Below are 17496 nucleotides of genomic sequence, written 5' to 3' on the forward strand. Positions count from 1 at the left end.
GAGTGTATCCAGATTTTTGAGTCATTGCAGTGAATCCCCTCCCAAAAAGATATTGGGTGCCCTACCACACCCACCGTTTTTGGGCTACAAAAAATACCTCAACCTATCTACTCAATGTCGGTGGATCATTTCATCAAGCACACGTTGCGCGTCAGGGGGTATATTCGCTACATGGATGACTTGCTCCTGCTCGGCCCGGAACCGGAAGTTCTGTTCCGGCTGCGTGATGCCATCGCCTCCTATCTCCACACGAATCTCGGACTGTTCCTGCATCCGGGCAAAGAACACCTTGCCAAGGCCCGTCAGGGCATCTCCTATCTGGGATACCGGGTATATCCGCAGTATCTTCATGTCTCGGCACGAAACGTCAGAACCTTGAAAGCCCGTCTGGACTTCTTCAAACATCTTTTCTGGCCCAGGTGTTTTCCCCTCTGTCAGAAACCCGTGCGCGGCATATGGCAGAATCTTGCGGAAAACGGCCTTGCACCCCCGGTACGGCCTGACTGGGTACTCCTCAAACGCATGGAAGCCACCATTAACAGCTACTACGGCATAATGGGGCACGCCCAGTCCCACACCCTGCGCAAAAGGCTGTACCATGAGCATTTCGGGCCGTTGCGTTCATTTTTTCTGCCTGCGGATGCCGATTATTCGGCAGTCCATGTTGCCCGCAGGCATCTGTATCAATAAAGGAGGGAGCGGAGGCCAGCGTTACCCTCAACGGCGACACACGGCCACTGGGACGTCGTTGTCCTGGTTGTTGCCATTGACGTTGCCGTTGTTCAGGTTGACAATCTTTGCGCTGACGGAGCCGTTGAGCTCGCCGGTCCAGTAGTTGAACCAGCCGTTGCAGCATTGCGCTTCCTCTTGCGGGAACAGCCACGGCTTCCGGCAAGGATGGCCGCGTGCCTGTTCGCCTCCGGTCTTCGACGTTTCCGCCTGGACCCCTCGGTACCGTTCCGCCTGTTTCCGTCCTTTCCGTTGGGTGAAGGACGATCAGTTTCGGAATGGGGGAAGCGCCGGTAACGCTTCATGACCACATGTGGAAGCCGTAACCGCCACATCCTCCGGCCCTTTCCGGCAAAAGCCGGAAAGCAAGCGTCCTGCCTTCCTTTATGGCAGGGCGGCAGAATCATAGCCGCCGCCTCTCCGCCCCCTCCCGCCGCTGCCGCGAAAGTTTTCGCGGCAGCGGCGCATGTCATTTGCGCAGAGCCTCCTGCCACGACGCTATGGCGTTCATGGCCTGCATCGGCGTGTGCGCGGCAAGATTGAAGCCTGTCAGCTCCTCCAGAACGGAAGCCTGCACATCGGCTTGCTTCCCGGATTCCGGCTTTTGGGCCGCTGCGACAATCTCGTTTCGCCATGTTTCAAAGTCCGGCGCGGCTTCTGTGTCGTCAGGCGGTGCGGGCTGCGCCGCATGAGGCCAGCGCCAGCCATACTCCATTTTTTCCGCCTGCCTTGGCGTTCCTTGGGCGACAAGCCGCTCGAAAACCTGTATGGGCATTCCGCCATACACGATCTTCCCTCCGCCTTTCACCCGTTCCAGCATGGGCTTGAGAGGTCGCGCCGTGCGATTGAAGTGGTACAAGCTCCGCTCAAAGAAGCGGACAAAGACGCCCTGTACGAAACAGCAGCCCCATGCCTCGTCATTGCTGAGGTGCAACTTTTCCTGACGATCCATTTATTGATAATCCCTCCTGATAAGGCGAAAATTTGCGCCGACCCGCTTCGCGGGTAAGAGAAAAGGCAAAATTTAAAGAAGAAAGCCTGAAGCGGAGCCGCCTCCCCTGCGGGGAGTGACGGCCCCTCATAAACTACCCTCACGGCGACACACGGCCACTGGGACGTCGAAGTCATAGGGGTAGCCATCGACGCCGCCGTTGCCCAGGAGGACAATCTCTGCGGTGACGGAGCTGTGGAGCTCGGCGGTCCAGTAGCAGAACCAGCCGAGGCCGCGGTCATCAGGCCACTTGGCGGCAAAGGCCGCACCATAGCCGCCGTTGTCTGGCCCTGACACCGCTTGCAGCTCCTCTTTGCGCGGAAGGTTCGTTTCACCATGGTAACCCGGGGAGAAATCAGAGAAACTACCACACTTCTGCGCCGCTTCCTTCCAAGTCATGTAGTAGCTCAAGGGCTTTTCAAACATCGACAGCGGGCCGTCGCCGAACGTCACCCTCTTTTCTTCCGCCGTATACGACTGCCCATTATATTCGACCGTCGCCGTTACCGTCACCTCCCGTTCTCCCACAATGTCCGTCAGATATGCCTCTGCGCCGGTGGGGGCAGTGCCTGCCGGCGTGTCCGTGTCGTTCTCGGCGGCAGTAAGGCTGAGGGGCGTCTGCCCCCACGTCAGGCCGTTGTACGCGCCGGCGCTCCGCATCCACGCCTCACTGGTGACTTTGGAAGAAATCACACTCCACTTCACGTCGCCGTCATTAAGCGTTATCTTCGTACCGTTAGCGTCTGTCAGCTCCGCCGTCAGGGTGATGGTCTGCTTGTTCTTGTCAAACGCCGTGTCACCGCTGGTAGTCAGGCCAAAAGTCGCCTTGCCGACACGCAAGTCGACCGTCACCGTGTCCGTCCCCACCGTGGCCGTGATCGTCCGCGTCGCCGTGCTGGTGCCCGTGGCTGTCAGCCCGGCGCTGAACGTTCCATTGCTACCTGTCGTGGTGTCGGCCGGATTGATGGTAACGTCCTTCCCGCTAAGCTCCACCGGGGTATTTGCCAACACATCCTCGTTGCGTGTCAGCGTAAACGTCACTTTTGTGTCCATACCGAGCGTCAGCGTGTCTGGACTGGCGTCAAGGCTGTATTTCGCCGCCGTGACCTGTAACTTCACTGTGGCCGTTGCCCCGCCGTCCACTGTGGCGGTGATGGAAGCATCCGTCCGGGAAACAATCACCTTCGCCGTTATGGCGCCTCTGGCATCCTCCGTGACGCAGGTGTATTGCGCTTTCCCGTCAAAGGTAACGCCCGTGCCGGACAGCGTGATTTTCGTGCCTTGCGGCACCGGAATCCCTCCCTGCGTCAGCGTGAAGGTGATTTCCATTTCCCTGTGCTGCGACAGGCTGCCCGGCTCGGCAGTCAGCGCATACTTTCCGGGCGTCACAGTAAAGGACTGCGTCAGCGTCTGCCCGTCCGCTTCCACGCTGATCGTCTGACTCGTATCGTTGGTCAGCGCGGTCAGCTCAAGCGTCACCCTGCCGTCGCTGCCGGTCTTGTCTGTTACCGCCCCCTGCGCCAGTTCCCTGAAAGCCGCATTAGACGCAAAGCGCACTTCAAGGCCGGATTGCGCCACGCCGTTGCGCGTAAAGGTAAATGTCACATGCTGCGTTGTTCCCTGCGTCAGCGCCGCGGACAAGACGTTCATTTTCAGTGTGCCATTGGCGACGACATTGACCGTAAAACTCTGCTCGTTTTCCCCGGCGCGGACATGCAGCGTCACCGGCCCGGCAACGGGACTTGTCACCCGCACCGTGAAACAGCCCTGACTGTCTGTGACATAGCTGTGCGACGCGGTCGCCGCATGGGCCTCGCGCGCGCCGAACAGTCCGCCCAGCACGTCCCCGGCCAGCGCAAGAAGACTGCGGGAAGGCTGCGGCGCAACGGCGAGCGTCACGTTGTCGGCGCGCACCCACACGGTTTTGCCCGCCCACGCCCTGCCGAGCCCGTCCGTCACACGGAAGGCAAAGGCGTTGGTCTGACCGGACACCGGGCCGAGATATTCAATACGCCCGGCGTTTTTCGCCCGGTATTCCAGTATGATCCTGTTCTCGCGATCCACAAACTCATGCCGGGAGCCGGACACGGTGCGCAGTTCCGCCACCTTGGCATGGCTGGTCTGTTCCTCCCACGGCATATCGAAATGCCAGGTGAATTGCAGGCCGAATTCCGTATCCGCCTTGCCGCGTTCCGTGCTGCGCTGCCGCGCAAAGGCCGACAGCAGCGGAATGGGCGTATATTCCACGCCGTAAGACCACACGCGCGGGTCCTTCTCCAGATCGTCCGAAGAACCGTACATGGCCACGTTATCGCCGTACCACTGGCTGAAGGAGCCGGTCAGCGCCACATTGCGATAAAAGGGCAGATAGGCTTTCGCCCGCGCATCCCAGCCCCGCGCCGGGCGTTCTTCCACAAAATCGCCGTCAAAGTCGCGCGAATTTTTCCAGCCGGAGAGCGGCGTATAATAGTTGGCCGCCAGATGGAACCAGTCGTACCGCGCTTCCACACCCGCGCCGCCGCGCTGATGCGAGCGGCTGAAATCATTGTCGAAAAAGACGTTCCAGCCCAGCATGAGGTTGCCCGCCTCCTCCATGCTTTCCGCAAAGGGGAACCAGCGGTGCCCAAGGCCGAAGTTACCGATCCAGCGTTGCGATCCGTCTTCCTCGCCGCCGGAAACATCCATGCTGCGCGCCCCGATCTGGGTGAACAGCGTATGCTGCGGCGCATCCCAGAACGGCAGCAGCACGTCTCCTTCCCCGGAGAAGCGCCCGTCCCGGTCGAGCTGGAAATTAAGCCGCGCGCGACCGTTGTCCACAAGGCCGGACAGCGCGGCCTCCCCGGCGGAATTGAGCATGCCCATGCCGTAGTTCAGGCCGCGATCCAGCGCCATGTCCATAAGATTGAAATTCTCAAAGCCGCGGGAAGCGTAGTCCCGGCGGCGGCCGCTGTACTCGTCGCCCAACCGACGGGGAAGGAGCGTCCCGTCAGGCGACGAAAACGCCCCGTCGCCCATGAGGCCCGCGCCCATGTAGGCCCGCGCCTGCCGTCCGTCAAAGGCGTCGGCGCTGCCCGCCCGGCGCGCCGTGCCGTCCTGATGATAGCCCAGCCCCTCGTCCCGCGCGCCGGTTGACGGCGCAAGGCCCGGCAGGCCCATGAACGTGGCCGCCACATTGAACAGGGCCGCATCCAGCCCGCGCGGCCGTTCCCGGTCGGCGTCCCCAGCCCGGTCGGCGTCCTTCTCCGGCCCGACGGCGGCAACGTCCGCGCGCGACGCACTCGCGGCGCGGTCGGACGACGCGCCGGAGACAAAGCCGACGCCGTCCTGTTTTCGGGCCACACAGCCGCCCAGCGGCACGGGCAATATCAGGGCCACAATCAGCGACCAGACAAGCAGGACGCGGCACGGCAGCAGACGATCAGACATCATGACGGCAGACCTCCGGGCAACAAAAAAGGCCCTGTCCCCCGTGGGGGGACAAGGCCATGTCTCCTGAATGCGAAAAAACACGGAACGCCGCGCGGCGCACAAACGCGGGCACGTTTTCCAACAAATGGGCTAGGTAGGTAGGTAGGTAGGTAGGTAGGTAGGTAGGTAGGTGCAAGAATCATGCTAAAGCACGTCCCAGAGCCGACGCCTGCCGTCCCTTTGCCTGCCTTTTCCTCCATGAATACTCCTCCCGGTAGTACAATAGACGAATTTGACCGATATGTAAAGAACTTGTGAGCCTGCCCCGCGCCTCGCCACGGGAGACGGGCGGGGTGTTTTTTTCGTGGGGGGAAGGTCCCCTTTGTGGCAGATTGTAAAAAGGGAGGCTACTGCCGCTGGTTGCCGAATGCGGCATGCAATCTGCTAAAAAAACTTTCCAGGGAATTGCTTCGATATACCGCCAAGGTCAATTCCATGAGCTGGTCGGCATCGTCCAGCACATGGACGGCGCTTTCCACCTCCTGCGGCAGCGCGCCGAAACGATCCCGCAAAAGGGCAAGAAGCACCGCCCGCCCCCTCTTGAGTTCGCCACTAGCCTCGCCAAGCACCAATCCCTGTCTGATGTATTCGTCCTTCCATTGCGCGGCTCTTTCTTCCAGCATGGCGTCCACCTCGTCCAAGTCTCGAAATTCGGGAATTTCGTCTGTCATTCCGGAACGTTTGAAAACCACCCGCCCCAACCATACCTGAAACGTCCGACGCAAAGCAATATAGGCGGGATCGCGCAGACGTTCCTTCAAAATCTTCACGATGGGCCGGACTTCTTCCAGCGTCCGCGCCCGCTCCAGCTTCACAAGCTGCGCCGCAAGTCCCTCGCTTTGCTCCAGCGTCTCCTCCGGCAAATGCCCCTCGTCAAGCAGAAAGTATCTCGCTTCGGGACAGTAGGGCAAAAGGCTTTTGGGCATGGATGCAAAGAGTTTCCTCAATTCTTGCGGGCCGCTCCATCTCTTTTCTCCCCTGTACAGCACAATGGGAAACACCGGCGGCAGCCCCTCCCGCCCGCGTATCTCCTTCGACTTCACAAGGTCAAGCAGCAAAAGCGCGGTATAGGAGGCGATACGCAGCGCCATCCAGTAGTCGGGCGTACTCTGGAACTCCATGATGATCAGGGCGTAGCACCATGATCCCCGCTTCCAGCGCACACGCCAGACCACATCGTCGTGCCGTTCACGCAAATCATCGGTCACATAGGAACCTGAACAACGCTCCAGTGTGGTGAAATCCAGTTCCGTTACAAACTCTTCCGGCACAAAGTCCCGCAGCAGCGATTCCACCATTTCGGGATTGCTGAAAAAACTCTTGTAGCCGGTATCATGGGGCGGTTGTTCCCTGTTCATACGGTCATCCTAGACAACAACGAATCACGATGCAAGGCGGACGCTCCTCCTTACCTCCCCATCCGAAAGGACGGCGACAGTTTCCTGTCTTCCATACTTTCCACTGTTCGCCACAAATCCCGGTAGCGCCCGTTACGCATCAAATCCCTGTCTCCGGCGGGGCCGAAAGCGTAATCCGATGTTCTTTCGGCATATCGCTGCCAGTTGCGCCCGGTCTGCTTTTCCCGGATGGTCGGGGCGCAGGCCCGGATGGTTTCCTCCACGGCCTCCCGGCTGTGCCCATTGGCACGCATTCGCAAAGCAATCATGGCATCCACACGGGAGTAGTCCTCAATGGTCAGGTGCCTGCGTATATTCTCAAGATGGGCATAATAGGCCGCTGCCGGGTCGCCCGGTCGGAAATTCGGCATCTGGAACGTCCGACGCTCAGCCAGCCGCTTCTCGGCGGCCTCCGCATACTCGCGGTCAATCCTTCTGGTCAGAGCGAGCGCCTTGCCGCACTCCCGATGCTCCGCAAACAACAGCTTCACCTGAGGATAACCGCCATCTTCCCGCCGATGCTTGGGTTTGCGGTTTTCAAAGCCCGGTGCACGGTGGGGATGGATGCAGCCACACAGCTTTTTGTCGCCGTACTCCCGATTCAGGCGTTCCGTGATGCGGTTACCCACATCCCGGTCATGCTCTGTTCCCAATTTGGGAATAGTCAGCAGGCATTGAAAATTTCCTGGCGAGCTTTCCAGAACTACGGCGGGACGAAAGCCGTCCTCCTGCAATCGTTGCAAGCTGTCGCGGGTCAGATCATCTATAAGGATGTGATGCCGATCATCCGATAGCGGCGTGTAGTAAATATTTTCACCTCGCTTCTGGAAACGCAGCATTTCCGGCATATGAGCCTCCAGTTCGTCTGGGGAAAAGCCTCTGCTCATGCCGCCTTTCTTGTCGAGGATGAAAGTTTTTTTGCCGCCGTCTCCCTCCATCCTGATACAGGTCACACGGTAACGATCAGCATTGACCGCGTTCGCATACTTCCTGAAATCCTCAAGTTCGCGCATGATATTCGCTCCCTTTTCCAATTGTTGCACAGGCGGCGGGGCGTGTCTTTTTTCTTCCACAGATGCCCGATACCTCCAGCGGTCGCCTCCTTTTGCATACCTCGCGCTCGCAACCAATTTTCAAAACGCGGTTTGCTCCCGCGCGTTCTTTTTCGACCTGACCGCAGAGAGAACCGTTCCGCTCTCTGCTGCGCCATCAGGCAATGACGGGCGATGTTCAACACAGGCAGACCGTATTTCGCCAAGCGGGAAAGCGCCTTTTTTCGTTCCTGCCTGTGTCGATCCTTCATCTGGGCAAGCTCGATACTGCCGCCCGCCGTCTCCACCTTTTCCAAACTTTCAGTGAACGCCCGTCGATACTCTTTCCATGCGTCAAAATTGACGGAACTTACCGGTTCCGGGGTAATCTTCTCCAAATTTTCCGGGTAGTTTCCCTCTTCAAAGATACCCAGTTTTTTCACAGGGTAGTGCAAGCCTTTCTGCAAATCTGCCGGCAACCATGCTCCACTCCTGCTATGAAGCGTGCTTTCTGTTGGCAGTTTGGACTGAAGAACTGCTCCAACTCGCTTGTGCAATAAGCCCGGTCTATGCTCCAAAATTCTGCCAGAAAACATGCAACAAGACTATCTTCCAAAAGAATCTGCCCGGCTCGTCATCCCTGTTCCCGGGATAGTCACATGCACAGGATCTGCTTCCGATCAGCGATCTTGAGATCTACTTCTTCACAAAAACGTACGAGGGCATGATGGTCTTTGTGCCAAGTACGGGGAAGGTGATTACAAGGTTGCCGTTCTCCTGCACGCTCACTATGCGCCCCTCGCCAAAGATGCGGTGCTGGCATTTGGTAATCTTTCGGGCACGTATCTCCGTCATGGCATCCATGGCAGGCACAAGGTCGCCTTGCGAACTCTCCTCTCGAACAGAGGGTTCTTCCGCCCTTCCCTGCGTGACCTCTGCTTCCCTTGTCCTGGTCTGGAGCTCTGGCCTGCTCCTGGAGCTTACGTAGAGATTGCCATTGGGCAGGACCCTGGCCTCGTCGGCGTCGTCAGCGTCCAGTTCCTGCAGGAAGGTGCTCATGGTGCAGTAGGCATCTCCCCCATAGGATGCCTGGGATTCGGAGCGAACGTACCAGTAGAGTTCCAGCCTGTCCTTGGCCCTAGTACAGGCAACGTACATGAGCCTGCGCTCTTCCTCCATGGCCTCCTCTCGCGCGAGAGCAAAGCGCGAGGGAAGCTTTCCGTCCACAAGATCTAGGACAAAGACGTGCTTCCACTCAAGCCCCTTGGCGGAATGGATGGTGGAGAGGACGACAGCGTCTTCGTTCTCCTCTTCCCTGTCCACACTGTCGAGCAGAACTTCGGCAAGGAAGAGATCAAGCTCGGGCGTCGTGGTCGCCATGGTGTGCAGCTCCATGAGCCCCATGCGCCTTGTCTGACAGTCTGCGGGGTACTGTTCCTCAAGGTGAGGCTCGTACAGGTCAATGACCCTTTCCACAATGTCCGCAGCATCGAGTTTTTGCGCGCGCAGTTCAGTCAGCTGATCGAGCTCGGCAAAAAGGGCGGGATAGTTCTTGCGGTATCTTGCCTCGCCCTTCTCTCCCAGGGCATGAAATATCTTTTCCGCTGTCTTTATGCCTATCTTGGGCTGCATGCAGGCTATGCGGGTGAAGCCAGGCAGATCCATGGGGTTCACAATGAAGTACAGATAAGCCATGAGATCCTTGACATGGGCTGCTTCCTGGTAGCGCAACCCCCCGTACTTCTTGTAGGCTATACCCTTTGCAGCAAGATTTGCCTCAAGCTGGTAGGACTGGTAGCCGGAACGAAAGAGTACGGCAATCTCGTTTGCAGGCTCTGTTTCAAGCAGGTCGGCTATCCTCTCTGCCACACAGCGTGCCTGCTCAATGTCGCTTCTGCACTCAACCTCCAGGACAGGTTCCCTGCCCTCTCTTTTGGCTGTCAGGGTCTTTTCGTAGCCTTCCCTGGCGTAGCTCATCACCCTGTTTGCCACCTGCAAAATGGGCTGAAGGGATCTGTAGTTCTCCTCAAGGGCCACAATGCTTGTGCCGGGAAAAATCTTCGGGAAGTCAAGGATATTGCGCACGGTTGCGCCGCGGAAGGCGTAGATGGACTGCGCCTCGTCGCCCACGGCCATGACAGAACGCTCATCCTCCAGGCTTCCTGCCAAAAGCTTGAGAATCCGGGCCTGCACGAGGTTGGTGTCCTGGTATTCGTCCACGAGGATGTGGCGATAGGTTGCCCTCAGCACATTGAGGGCCTCCCTGTCGGTTCTCAAAATATCCTCTAGTTCGAAGAGCAGATCGTCGTAGTCAAGCAGGGCATTTTCCCGCTTGTAGGTTGCATAGGCCCTGCCCAGTTTTTCCAGATCGTCGGCGTAGGGCAAAACATTGGGAGATTCCCTTGCTATTATCTGCCCTATGCCTTCTTCCTTGTTCCTGGCCTTGCTGAAAAATCCGATCACAGTCTGAACATTGGGAAAGCCGCGCATGCCCTTGCCGATGTTCGCCTCTTCCTTGCAGCGGCGAATGATGCCCTGCTGGTCCGTGGCGTCGAGAACGCTGAAAGGGCGTTCTTCAAGCCAGGCAGGCTTGAACTGGCGCAGGACCCTGTAGGCAAAGGCGTGGAAGGTGCCGCCGTAGAGGCCGTGCAGCTCGGCTCCGAGCAGATCGGTTGCCCTGTCGAGCATCTCCTTCGCCGCCTTGCGGGTAAAGGTCAGAAGGACAATGTTGTAGGGAGCCACACCGTGTTCCACAAGCCAGGCCAGGCGGTACACAATGGTACGCGTCTTGCCAGTGCCTGCGCCGGCAATGACAAGCATGGGCCCATAGGGAGCCGAAACCACCCTGTACTGTGCCGTGTTGAGCAAATCCCTGTACGCCAGCATGTCCTTCCTCCTGCCTTTTTCCCTTGTTACTCGCCCTGCTCTTCCGGGGCGTTCAGGGAACGGGCCCTGTCACGCAAAAGATCAAACCAGCCGCGCGAGGACTTCAGGAGAAAGAACACCACAGCTGCAATGTCCATGAGCAGAGACAGAAGACGGCTTACGGCAAGACCTTGGGAAAAGGCAAAAACCTCTGCACCGTACACGGCAAGAAAGCCGGCGTTTACGGCAGTCAGAAGGTAGACAAGAAAGAGGGGCCAGCGTTGACAGCGGCTCAAGAGAAAGGCGCAGGCACCTTCAATAAGGGCCGCTACAGCCATCTGGATGAGCACGATGCGCAGATGGGACTGACCGCTTGTCCCTGCCTCCTGCCACTGCACGTCACCGGTTATGATGAGAAAGACCAGGGCAACTGCGCTTGCCGCGTACAGAAAGACTATGCCAAAGCGCACGTTCTCGGGCTTTTCCGGCAGGGGTGGGAGCACCACGCCCTGATCCTGCTTGTCCCTGTATTTGCGCGCCCTCTGAAAACTAGCTGCCATGTTCTCTCCCTGATCCTTCTCACCTGTATGCAGTGTCTGTTTTGTCTTTTGAAGCCCCGGGCCTAGTGCTCGTGGCGCTTCAGTTCGGCCTTCAGTTCCTCGCGGATCTCCGTAGCCTGCTCTGTCGCGCACCACTGTGCAAAGGCGTTCTGCCAGTCGGCAAAGTCGAGGAAGTTTTGCTCAAGACTCTGCTCGTAGGCCTGAACCCAGATGTTGAAAAGCTGCAGGCCGATCTGGAAGGCATAGGTGTCGAAATAGGCGGACAGGGACCCTTGCGGAATGAGCTCGCCCTCGTAGGTGTCCCTGATAAAATTGCACACGGCACTTCTGGAAACGTCAAGGGAGAGCTCCCTGCCGTTCAGTTCCTCGGCCATGGGGTAGAACTCAAAGAACCTCTCGCGTATGCGGTCCATCGCCTTTTCGGGAATGGCAATGGAGAGCACGTACTTGCCCTCACTTACCTCGTCTTCCCTGAGAAAATAAAAGCGCAGCCAGTTCTCGAACATAACCGAATTCAGCATGGCTGCCACAGCATTGTGAAAGCGTTCCTGCTCTTCAGGCATGATTACTCCTTGTCTTTGCTGCTGCCATCATAGGCAGCAAGGATTGCACGTGCGTCCGACTCCATTTCCACGGGCAAAAGCGCCAGCCTGCAGAAATCGTCTGCGGTATCTATGTCCAGCTTGACCTCGGGACGCTTAAGCCAGTCTTCCTCGGGATCAAAGGTCCCGATGGAAAACCTGTCCCTGTTGTCCCAGATGTAGTTCAGGCAATGCTCGCGCTGCGAGGGCTGATCAGCCTTCTTGCCTATATCCTCCAGAAGATCTCTGGAGAGTATTTCCGCGCCCAGGCCGTCCGGCCAGAGGTTGTTGCGGGGAATGTGGTTGTATGCGTAGTCGAGGTTTGAAGCATTGTAAAAATCCACTAGTCTGTCTATGGCCTCGCCCCAGACAAAGGGATTGTCCGCGCAGATGCGCACAATACGATCTGCGTGGGTTTCCCTGGCTGCCAGAAGAAAGCGGGACAAGACGTCCTGCTCGGAACCGCGCACAACAGCTACGCCACAGTCGTCGAGGTGGGCCTGCAAAACCCTGTCCCTTTCCGTGTCCGGCATGGCGACCACGACCCCGTCGAGCCTTTCCGCCTCGGATACGCGGTTGACCACCCAGTCGATAAGCGCGTGCCCGCGCAAACAGAGCAGGGATTTCATGGGCAGGCGGGAAGAACCCACTCGTGCCTGAATGATGGCTACAGTACTCATCAAAAATTCCGGCGCGTTCTTTCACAGGAAAGCCGCACCGCCTCCTGTTGGTTTGATTGGGACTGAAAGAGATCAGGCCTCTTCCCTGGCCTTTTCGGACTCGGTTCCTTCGGGCAAAAGCCCAAGGATGCGGTGTATGACCTTGTCCTTGTTGGGGGTAAAGTCCTGGGCTGCCATGCGGTCAAAGAAGAGCTTTCTTAAGCGATTCCCAAGCATGGCGGAAAAGGCCCGGGTTATCTGCTGATCCGTCACCCTGTCCATGAGGCCAAGGAATACAAAGCCGTACCTTGGCCTTGCAAAGCTGTGCTTGGCCTCGCGCTCGTGGGTTGCAAGCACAATGGCAGGCACACGCATGTGGGCAAGCTCGTAGGTGGTGCGGCCAGCGGAGCAGATGCACAGATCCGCCCCCTCCATCATGCGGCTCATGACGTTCGTGGCCCAGGTGAAGGAAATGAGGCTGTTGGTCTCGCTGGCCTCCTTCACGCGCCGCTCCATTTCGTAGCGGTGCATGTAGCCCGGCCCTGCGACTATGCGGATGGCAATACCCCGTTCCTTACAAATGGGCTCAATGACCTCGAAGACCCTGCGGGTGAAGTTGCGCTGATCCGTGCCCCCGAAGGTTATGAGCACTGTCTTCACATCCTCGCGAAAGACATTGCGTGTCGCGTTGACGAACTCGTCGCGCAGGCAAAACCAGGCAGGTCCGCACAACCTTTTTTCGCTGCTTGAGGACACGTCGTAGACTGCGTTGATCACAAGATCCGCAAGGTCCGCACCCTCGCCCTCGTCCTCGAAGTTGACCGTGCGCACACCTGCCTTTGCAAGAGCTCCCATGTACTCGGCATCCGTGTTCAGGATGTCGTTCACCACAAGATCCGGGCGAAGCTTCAGGACTGTGTCCTCCAGCTTTTCCTCGCCCTGCCTTGTGGAATGGTAGTCGCGCTCGGCTATGCTTTGCACGGCAAGTTCGGATTCGCGCGTGCACACAAAGGATATCTTGTGATCCACGATCTCGTGGGCAAGCATGAGGGCGCGGTAGATGTGGCCCATGCCAATGGCAGGCCAGCCTGCCACCACAAAGACGATGTGCCTTCTGCGCAGAAGGTGTTCGCAGATCCACCAGTCCTGGTAGGACTGTATTTCGATGGCCCTGTCGTTGAGAAAGTAGGGAACCACGTTGTCCATGTGGGCAGCGTAGCCTTCGGACAGGGCCTTCAAAAGCGCCTTGGAACGCAGGATGATGAGGGCACGGCTCTCGACCACAACCTCGAACTGCCCGACTTCCTCGTCGAGGAGCTGTTCGAGATTCTGGCCCTGCACGCTCCACACGCGCTGGTGCACGCTCTTCACTGTGACAAGGCTGTCGCAGTCTGTGGCAAGGTACTTGTGCCAGGCGTCTTCTACGTCCACCCAGGTGATGAGTGGGCAGGAGGCGCGCAGCACAATGCAGTGCTCGTACTTTTGGGCAAGCTCGCCAAGAACGTCCCGCATTTCTGCAACAATGTTCAGGGTGCGGAAATGCAGATCCTTGTTGCGCCGAAACTGCACGCCTGCCCGCTCGCAGATGAGGGAGATCTCCTGGCTGTCCGTGAGAACATAGATATCCTCCCCGCCCACAACGCCTCTGGCGGTGTTGATGCCGCGCTCTATGAGGGTCACGCCCGCAAGCTTTTTCACCAGCTGATCGGGGATGACTGCGTTTTTCTTGATGGCGGGTATGACAATGCAGCGCTTGCGCATACTACCCCCTGAGAGAAGTCAGGACCTCCCTTGTCGAGGCAAGCATGTACTCGAAGTCTTCGTCGCTCATCCATGCCTGGAAGGGGAAGGAAACCATGGTGTCGTAGAAGAGATCGCCATTGGGGCAGGATGCTTCCCCAAGGCCCTGGCGAACATAGTAGTCGTAGCGGTTGAGCGGGATGTACTGCACAACACACTTGATACCCTTTTCCTCGTACATGGCGCGCATGAAGGCATCACGCTTCTCGGTCCCGCTTGTCATGCGGCCAACCAGAAGGTGGTAGTTGTGCCTGCGGGTTTCCTCGCGCAGGAACTCCAGTTCAGGGAAGTCGGAAAGTGCGTCGATAAAGGCCAGGGCACGCTTGCGCTTGGCGTCGTTGATGGCGTCTATGCGTTCCAGAAGCTTTGTTCCGAGTGCGCATTCCACTTCGCCAAGGCTGTAGTTGTTCGGCTGCAGCATCATGCCGTCGAGCATGGGGATGTCCACATTGCCCATGGCCGGCTTCCAGTAGTCCGGACGCTCATACTTGTAGGCACAGTGGCCGTTGTGGCGCAGCATGGGAAGGATTTCCTGGTACTTCTTGTCCTTCACCCAGATCATGCCGCCCTCGCCCAGGGTGGTGAGATTCTTGTGGGAGTGGAAGGAGAAGGTTGCCATATCGCCAAAGGTTCCGGCCTTCTGTCCCTTGTATTCGGCACCTATGCACTGGGCAGCGTCCTCGATGAGAAGCACTCCGCGCTCCCTGCACAGTGCCGCGATCTCGTCCATGGCAGCCACATAGCCGTAGAGGTGGACAACCACGACGGCCTTCGTCTTCGGGGTCATGGCCTTTTCAATGGTCTCGGCCGTGACAACGTGAGTGTGCAAATCAACATCGCACCAGCGTAGACGAGCGCCCTTCTTGAGGTAGGGGTAGGCTGAGGCCGTAAAGGTGTGCGAGGGTATGACCAGCTCGTCGCCCTCCTTGAAGCAGCACAGCTGGGCGCTGAGCTCAAGGGCGGAGGCACCGTTCATCACGGCAAAGCAGCTTCCTTCCTCCACACCCTGGTAGGCCGCAAAGGCCTTTTCGAATTCCTGCAGGTATTTGCCCTGGGTCAGGGGCTCTGCGTTGCGCATGACCTCTGCCACAAGGGCTATTTCTTCTTCTGTATAGCGGATGGAACGTCCGCTGAAATTGATGCGCAGATCCATTGTGAAAAACTCCGTGGCGCGAAGGGATGTCCCCCTCGCGCCTTCACTTTCTTGAACGCTCCCTGGAAAACTACATGCGCTTGAAGCGGGCAATGACGTTTTCAGGAGTCAGCACCTTGCGGAAATCGGGCCCAAGGGCATTGGTCAGGGGCTTTTCGTGGACAATGCTTGCGTCATAAAGCTGCTGATACTGCTCGTCCGTGAGATTTGAGCAAATGCCCTTTGTGAGGCTCACGCCCTGCCTTTGCATCATGTCCATCATTTCTGCGTACTGCTTGGGGTAGATGTCCTCAAGGACGGACAGGGCGTAGCAGTTGGCAATGCCGTGATGCATGTGCAAAACCATGGAAAGACCTGCGCTCAAGGGATGCACAACACCCACAAAGCCTGCGGCAAGACCGCCGAGATAGGAGGCGATCATGAGCTTTTCGCGGTTTTCCACTGCCATCATGTCGGAAGAAAGGAAGACCTGGCGGGAAAGGTCAATGGCCTTTTCGGCAAGGGCGTCCACAACCACGTTGCGGTAGGAGCCGGACAGGGACTCGAAGCAGTGCATGTAGGTGTCGATGCCGGTGAAGAAATACTGTTCTCTCGGCACTGTCACGGACAGATCGGGATCCAGGATGAGCTGCTCGAACATCGTGAAATCGCTGTTCATGCCGAGCTTCAGGTTCTTCACCTCGTTGCACAGAACACCTGTGCGGGAGGATTCGGAGCCTGTACCGGACAGGGTGGGACAACCGATCTTGTAGGGGGCGGGGTTTTTCACCAGTTCCCAGCCCTGGTAGTCCTCGGCCTTGCCGGGGTTGGTGAGAAGGTTGCCTACGCACTTGCAGGTATCCATCGTGGCACCGCCGCCAAAGGCAAGCAGGGCGCAGGGGGTTGCCCCCGCAAGGTCCTTTTTCACCTGCCCTGTGTAGGCATCAATGCCGTCCGTTGTGGGCTCCTCGCTTGTATCCACAAAGACCACCACATCGCCTTCCGCAACAGGGAGGCGTTTGGGCAGATCGTTGTGGGTAAAGAAGTGGTCAAAGAACCACACTGCCGGGCCGCCCTTGGCACGCAGGGGAGCAAGCACTTCCTCAAGCTGGGCAATGGCGCCCTGGCCTATCATGACATGACCGACATTCTTGGCATTCCTGTACGATGGCGTTGCCATAACTTCTCCGTTTAGACCCCTGCCGTGCAAGAAACGTCGCAAGGCAGGGAAAGATTGGTGTGGGACAGCGCCGCTATTTGGCGCACTGGTCCCATTGCTGGCCTTCAAAAAAGGCAGAGGATTGCGCGCAAAAGGCGCGCAAGGGGCTTTCTAGCGTATGCTAAACTAAGGGACAAGCCCCGCAAAACGCCGGAAAGCAAGGGAAGATATTGAAATTTCTTGAATTTGCAGGGTCTTCTAGAGGCCGAGACGAGCCCGCCAGGACTGCAGGGTATTGGCAAGGAGCATGGCTATGGTCATGGGGCCGACACCGCCGGGAACGGGCGTTATGGCTTTTGCCTTCTTGCTCACTTCCTCAAAGTCCACGTCGCCGCAAAGGCCATTGTCCGTGCGGTTGATGCCCACATCGATGACGACTGCCCCTTCCTTCACCATATCTGCGGTGATGAACTTTGGGCTTCCTATGGCCGCAAAGACAAAGTCCGCCTCGCGGCACACCTGGGCCAGATTGGCTGTCCTTGAATGGCACACTGTGACAGTGGCGTTGCCGAATTTTCCGGGACGCATGAGAAGGGAGGCCAAGGGCTTTCCCACAATGTTGGATCTGCCGACCACCACAGCGCGCTTGCCCTCGGTTGGCAAATCGTAGCGGCGCAAAAGTTCAATGACGCCTGCAGGAGTACAGGACACAAAGCCCGGGAGCCCCAGAACCAGGCGACCCACACTTACGGGATGGAAGCCGTCCACATCCTTGTCGGGATCTATGGCCAGAAGACATTTGTCCGCATCAAGGCCCTTTGGCAGGGGCAGCTGCAGGAGAATGCCGTCCACTTCGGGATCGTTGTTGAGACTTTCTATGAGCGCCAAAAGCTCTTCCTGACTTGTGGTGGCAGGAAGGCGGTGGGGGATGGAGCGTATGCCTGTCTCATCGCAGGCTCTTTCCTTGTTGCGCACATAGACCTGGGAGGCAGGGTCCTCTCCCACCAGTATCACTGCAAGGCCAGGGGCACGCACGCCCCGCTCAACGGCAGAGGCTATCTCGGCTGCGATTTCCCCGCGGATATCCGCGGCCGTTTTCTTGCCATCTATAAGTATCATCTGCC

The 17496-nt window shown here is 58.0% G+C and carries 14 protein-coding genes; 1 reads left to right on the forward strand and 13 read right to left on the reverse strand.

What is annotated here, in order from left to right; translation table 11 throughout:
• Window positions 1–171 precede the first annotated feature (171 nt).
• The gene (locus B5F76_RS12125) at window positions 172–690 is read left to right on the forward strand and encodes a hypothetical protein (protein ID WP_087354937.1); all 519 of its coding nucleotides are present in this window, start codon (window positions 172–174) and stop codon (window positions 688–690) included.
• A 508-nt stretch (window positions 691–1198) separates the two neighbouring features.
• On the opposite strand, the gene B5F76_RS12130 is transcribed toward B5F76_RS12125, so the two are convergent.
• The 13 genes from B5F76_RS12130 to folD all read right to left on the reverse strand — a co-directional run bounded on the left by B5F76_RS12130 (window position 1199) and on the right by folD (window position 17491).
• On the reverse strand, window positions 1199–1681 hold the full coding sequence (locus tag B5F76_RS12130; RefSeq protein WP_087354939.1) for a hypothetical protein: 483 nt from the start codon (window positions 1679–1681) through the stop codon (window positions 1199–1201).
• 126 nt (window positions 1682–1807) lie between these two features.
• Entirely contained in the window at window positions 1808–5149 is a 3342-nt protein-coding gene (locus B5F76_RS12135) for an inverse autotransporter beta domain-containing protein (protein ID WP_087354942.1), read from the reverse strand.
• 386 nt (window positions 5150–5535) lie between these two features.
• Window positions 5536–6546 (reverse strand): Rpn family recombination-promoting nuclease/putative transposase, encoded by a 1011-nt coding sequence (locus tag B5F76_RS12140; protein WP_087354944.1) that lies wholly within the window; start codon window positions 6544–6546, stop codon window positions 5536–5538.
• A gap of 50 nt (window positions 6547–6596) precedes the next feature.
• Window positions 6597–7598 (reverse strand): RepB family DNA primase, encoded by a 1002-nt coding sequence (locus B5F76_RS12145; RefSeq protein ID WP_087354946.1) that lies wholly within the window; start codon window positions 7596–7598, stop codon window positions 6597–6599.
• Window positions 7535–8095: a hypothetical protein gene (locus tag B5F76_RS12150; protein WP_087354948.1), complete on the reverse strand. Its 561-nt coding sequence runs from the start codon at window positions 8093–8095 to the stop codon at window positions 7535–7537. Before B5F76_RS12150 ends, B5F76_RS12145 begins: the two co-directional genes overlap by 64 nt.
• A 217-nt stretch (window positions 8096–8312) precedes the next feature.
• Window positions 8313–10502 carry an ATP-dependent helicase gene (locus B5F76_RS12155; protein ID WP_087354950.1) on the reverse strand — a complete coding sequence of 730 codons (2190 nt, stop codon included), beginning with the start codon at window positions 10500–10502 and terminating at the stop codon, window positions 8313–8315.
• Between the two features lie 26 nt (window positions 10503–10528).
• Window positions 10529–11041 carry a hypothetical protein gene (locus B5F76_RS12160; protein ID WP_087354952.1) on the reverse strand — a complete coding sequence of 171 codons (513 nt, stop codon included), beginning with the start codon at window positions 11039–11041 and terminating at the stop codon, window positions 10529–10531.
• Window positions 11042–11103: 62 nt separating this feature from the next.
• Window positions 11104–11604, reverse strand: a complete 501-nt coding sequence (locus tag B5F76_RS12165; protein ID WP_087354954.1) for a hypothetical protein — start codon at window positions 11602–11604, stop codon at window positions 11104–11106.
• A 2-nt stretch (window positions 11605–11606) separates the two neighbouring features.
• Window positions 11607–12302 carry a cytidylyltransferase domain-containing protein gene (locus B5F76_RS12170; RefSeq protein ID WP_087354956.1) on the reverse strand — a complete coding sequence of 232 codons (696 nt, stop codon included), beginning with the start codon at window positions 12300–12302 and terminating at the stop codon, window positions 11607–11609.
• A gap of 72 nt (window positions 12303–12374) precedes the next feature.
• Window positions 12375–14042, reverse strand: coding sequence for a glycosyltransferase (locus B5F76_RS12175; protein WP_087354959.1), 1668 nt, complete (start codon window positions 14040–14042; stop codon window positions 12375–12377).
• A gap of 1 nt (window position 14043) precedes the next feature.
• Entirely contained in the window at window positions 14044–15234 is a 1191-nt protein-coding gene (locus tag B5F76_RS12180) for a DegT/DnrJ/EryC1/StrS family aminotransferase (RefSeq protein ID WP_087354961.1), read from the reverse strand.
• A 70-nt stretch (window positions 15235–15304) separates the two neighbouring features.
• Window positions 15305–16393, reverse strand: a complete 1089-nt coding sequence (locus B5F76_RS12185) for an iron-containing alcohol dehydrogenase family protein (protein WP_087354964.1) — start codon at window positions 16391–16393, stop codon at window positions 15305–15307.
• A gap of 237 nt (window positions 16394–16630) precedes the next feature.
• Window positions 16631–17491 (reverse strand): bifunctional methylenetetrahydrofolate dehydrogenase/methenyltetrahydrofolate cyclohydrolase FolD, encoded by an 861-nt coding sequence (gene folD / locus B5F76_RS12190; protein ID WP_087354966.1) that lies wholly within the window; start codon window positions 17489–17491, stop codon window positions 16631–16633.
• Between the last annotated feature and the right edge of the window lie 5 nt (window positions 17492–17496).

The organism is Desulfovibrio sp. An276 (assembly GCF_002159665.1).
In the GTDB taxonomy this organism is placed as follows: Bacteria; Desulfobacterota; Desulfovibrionia; order Desulfovibrionales; family Desulfovibrionaceae; genus Desulfovibrio; species Desulfovibrio faecigallinarum.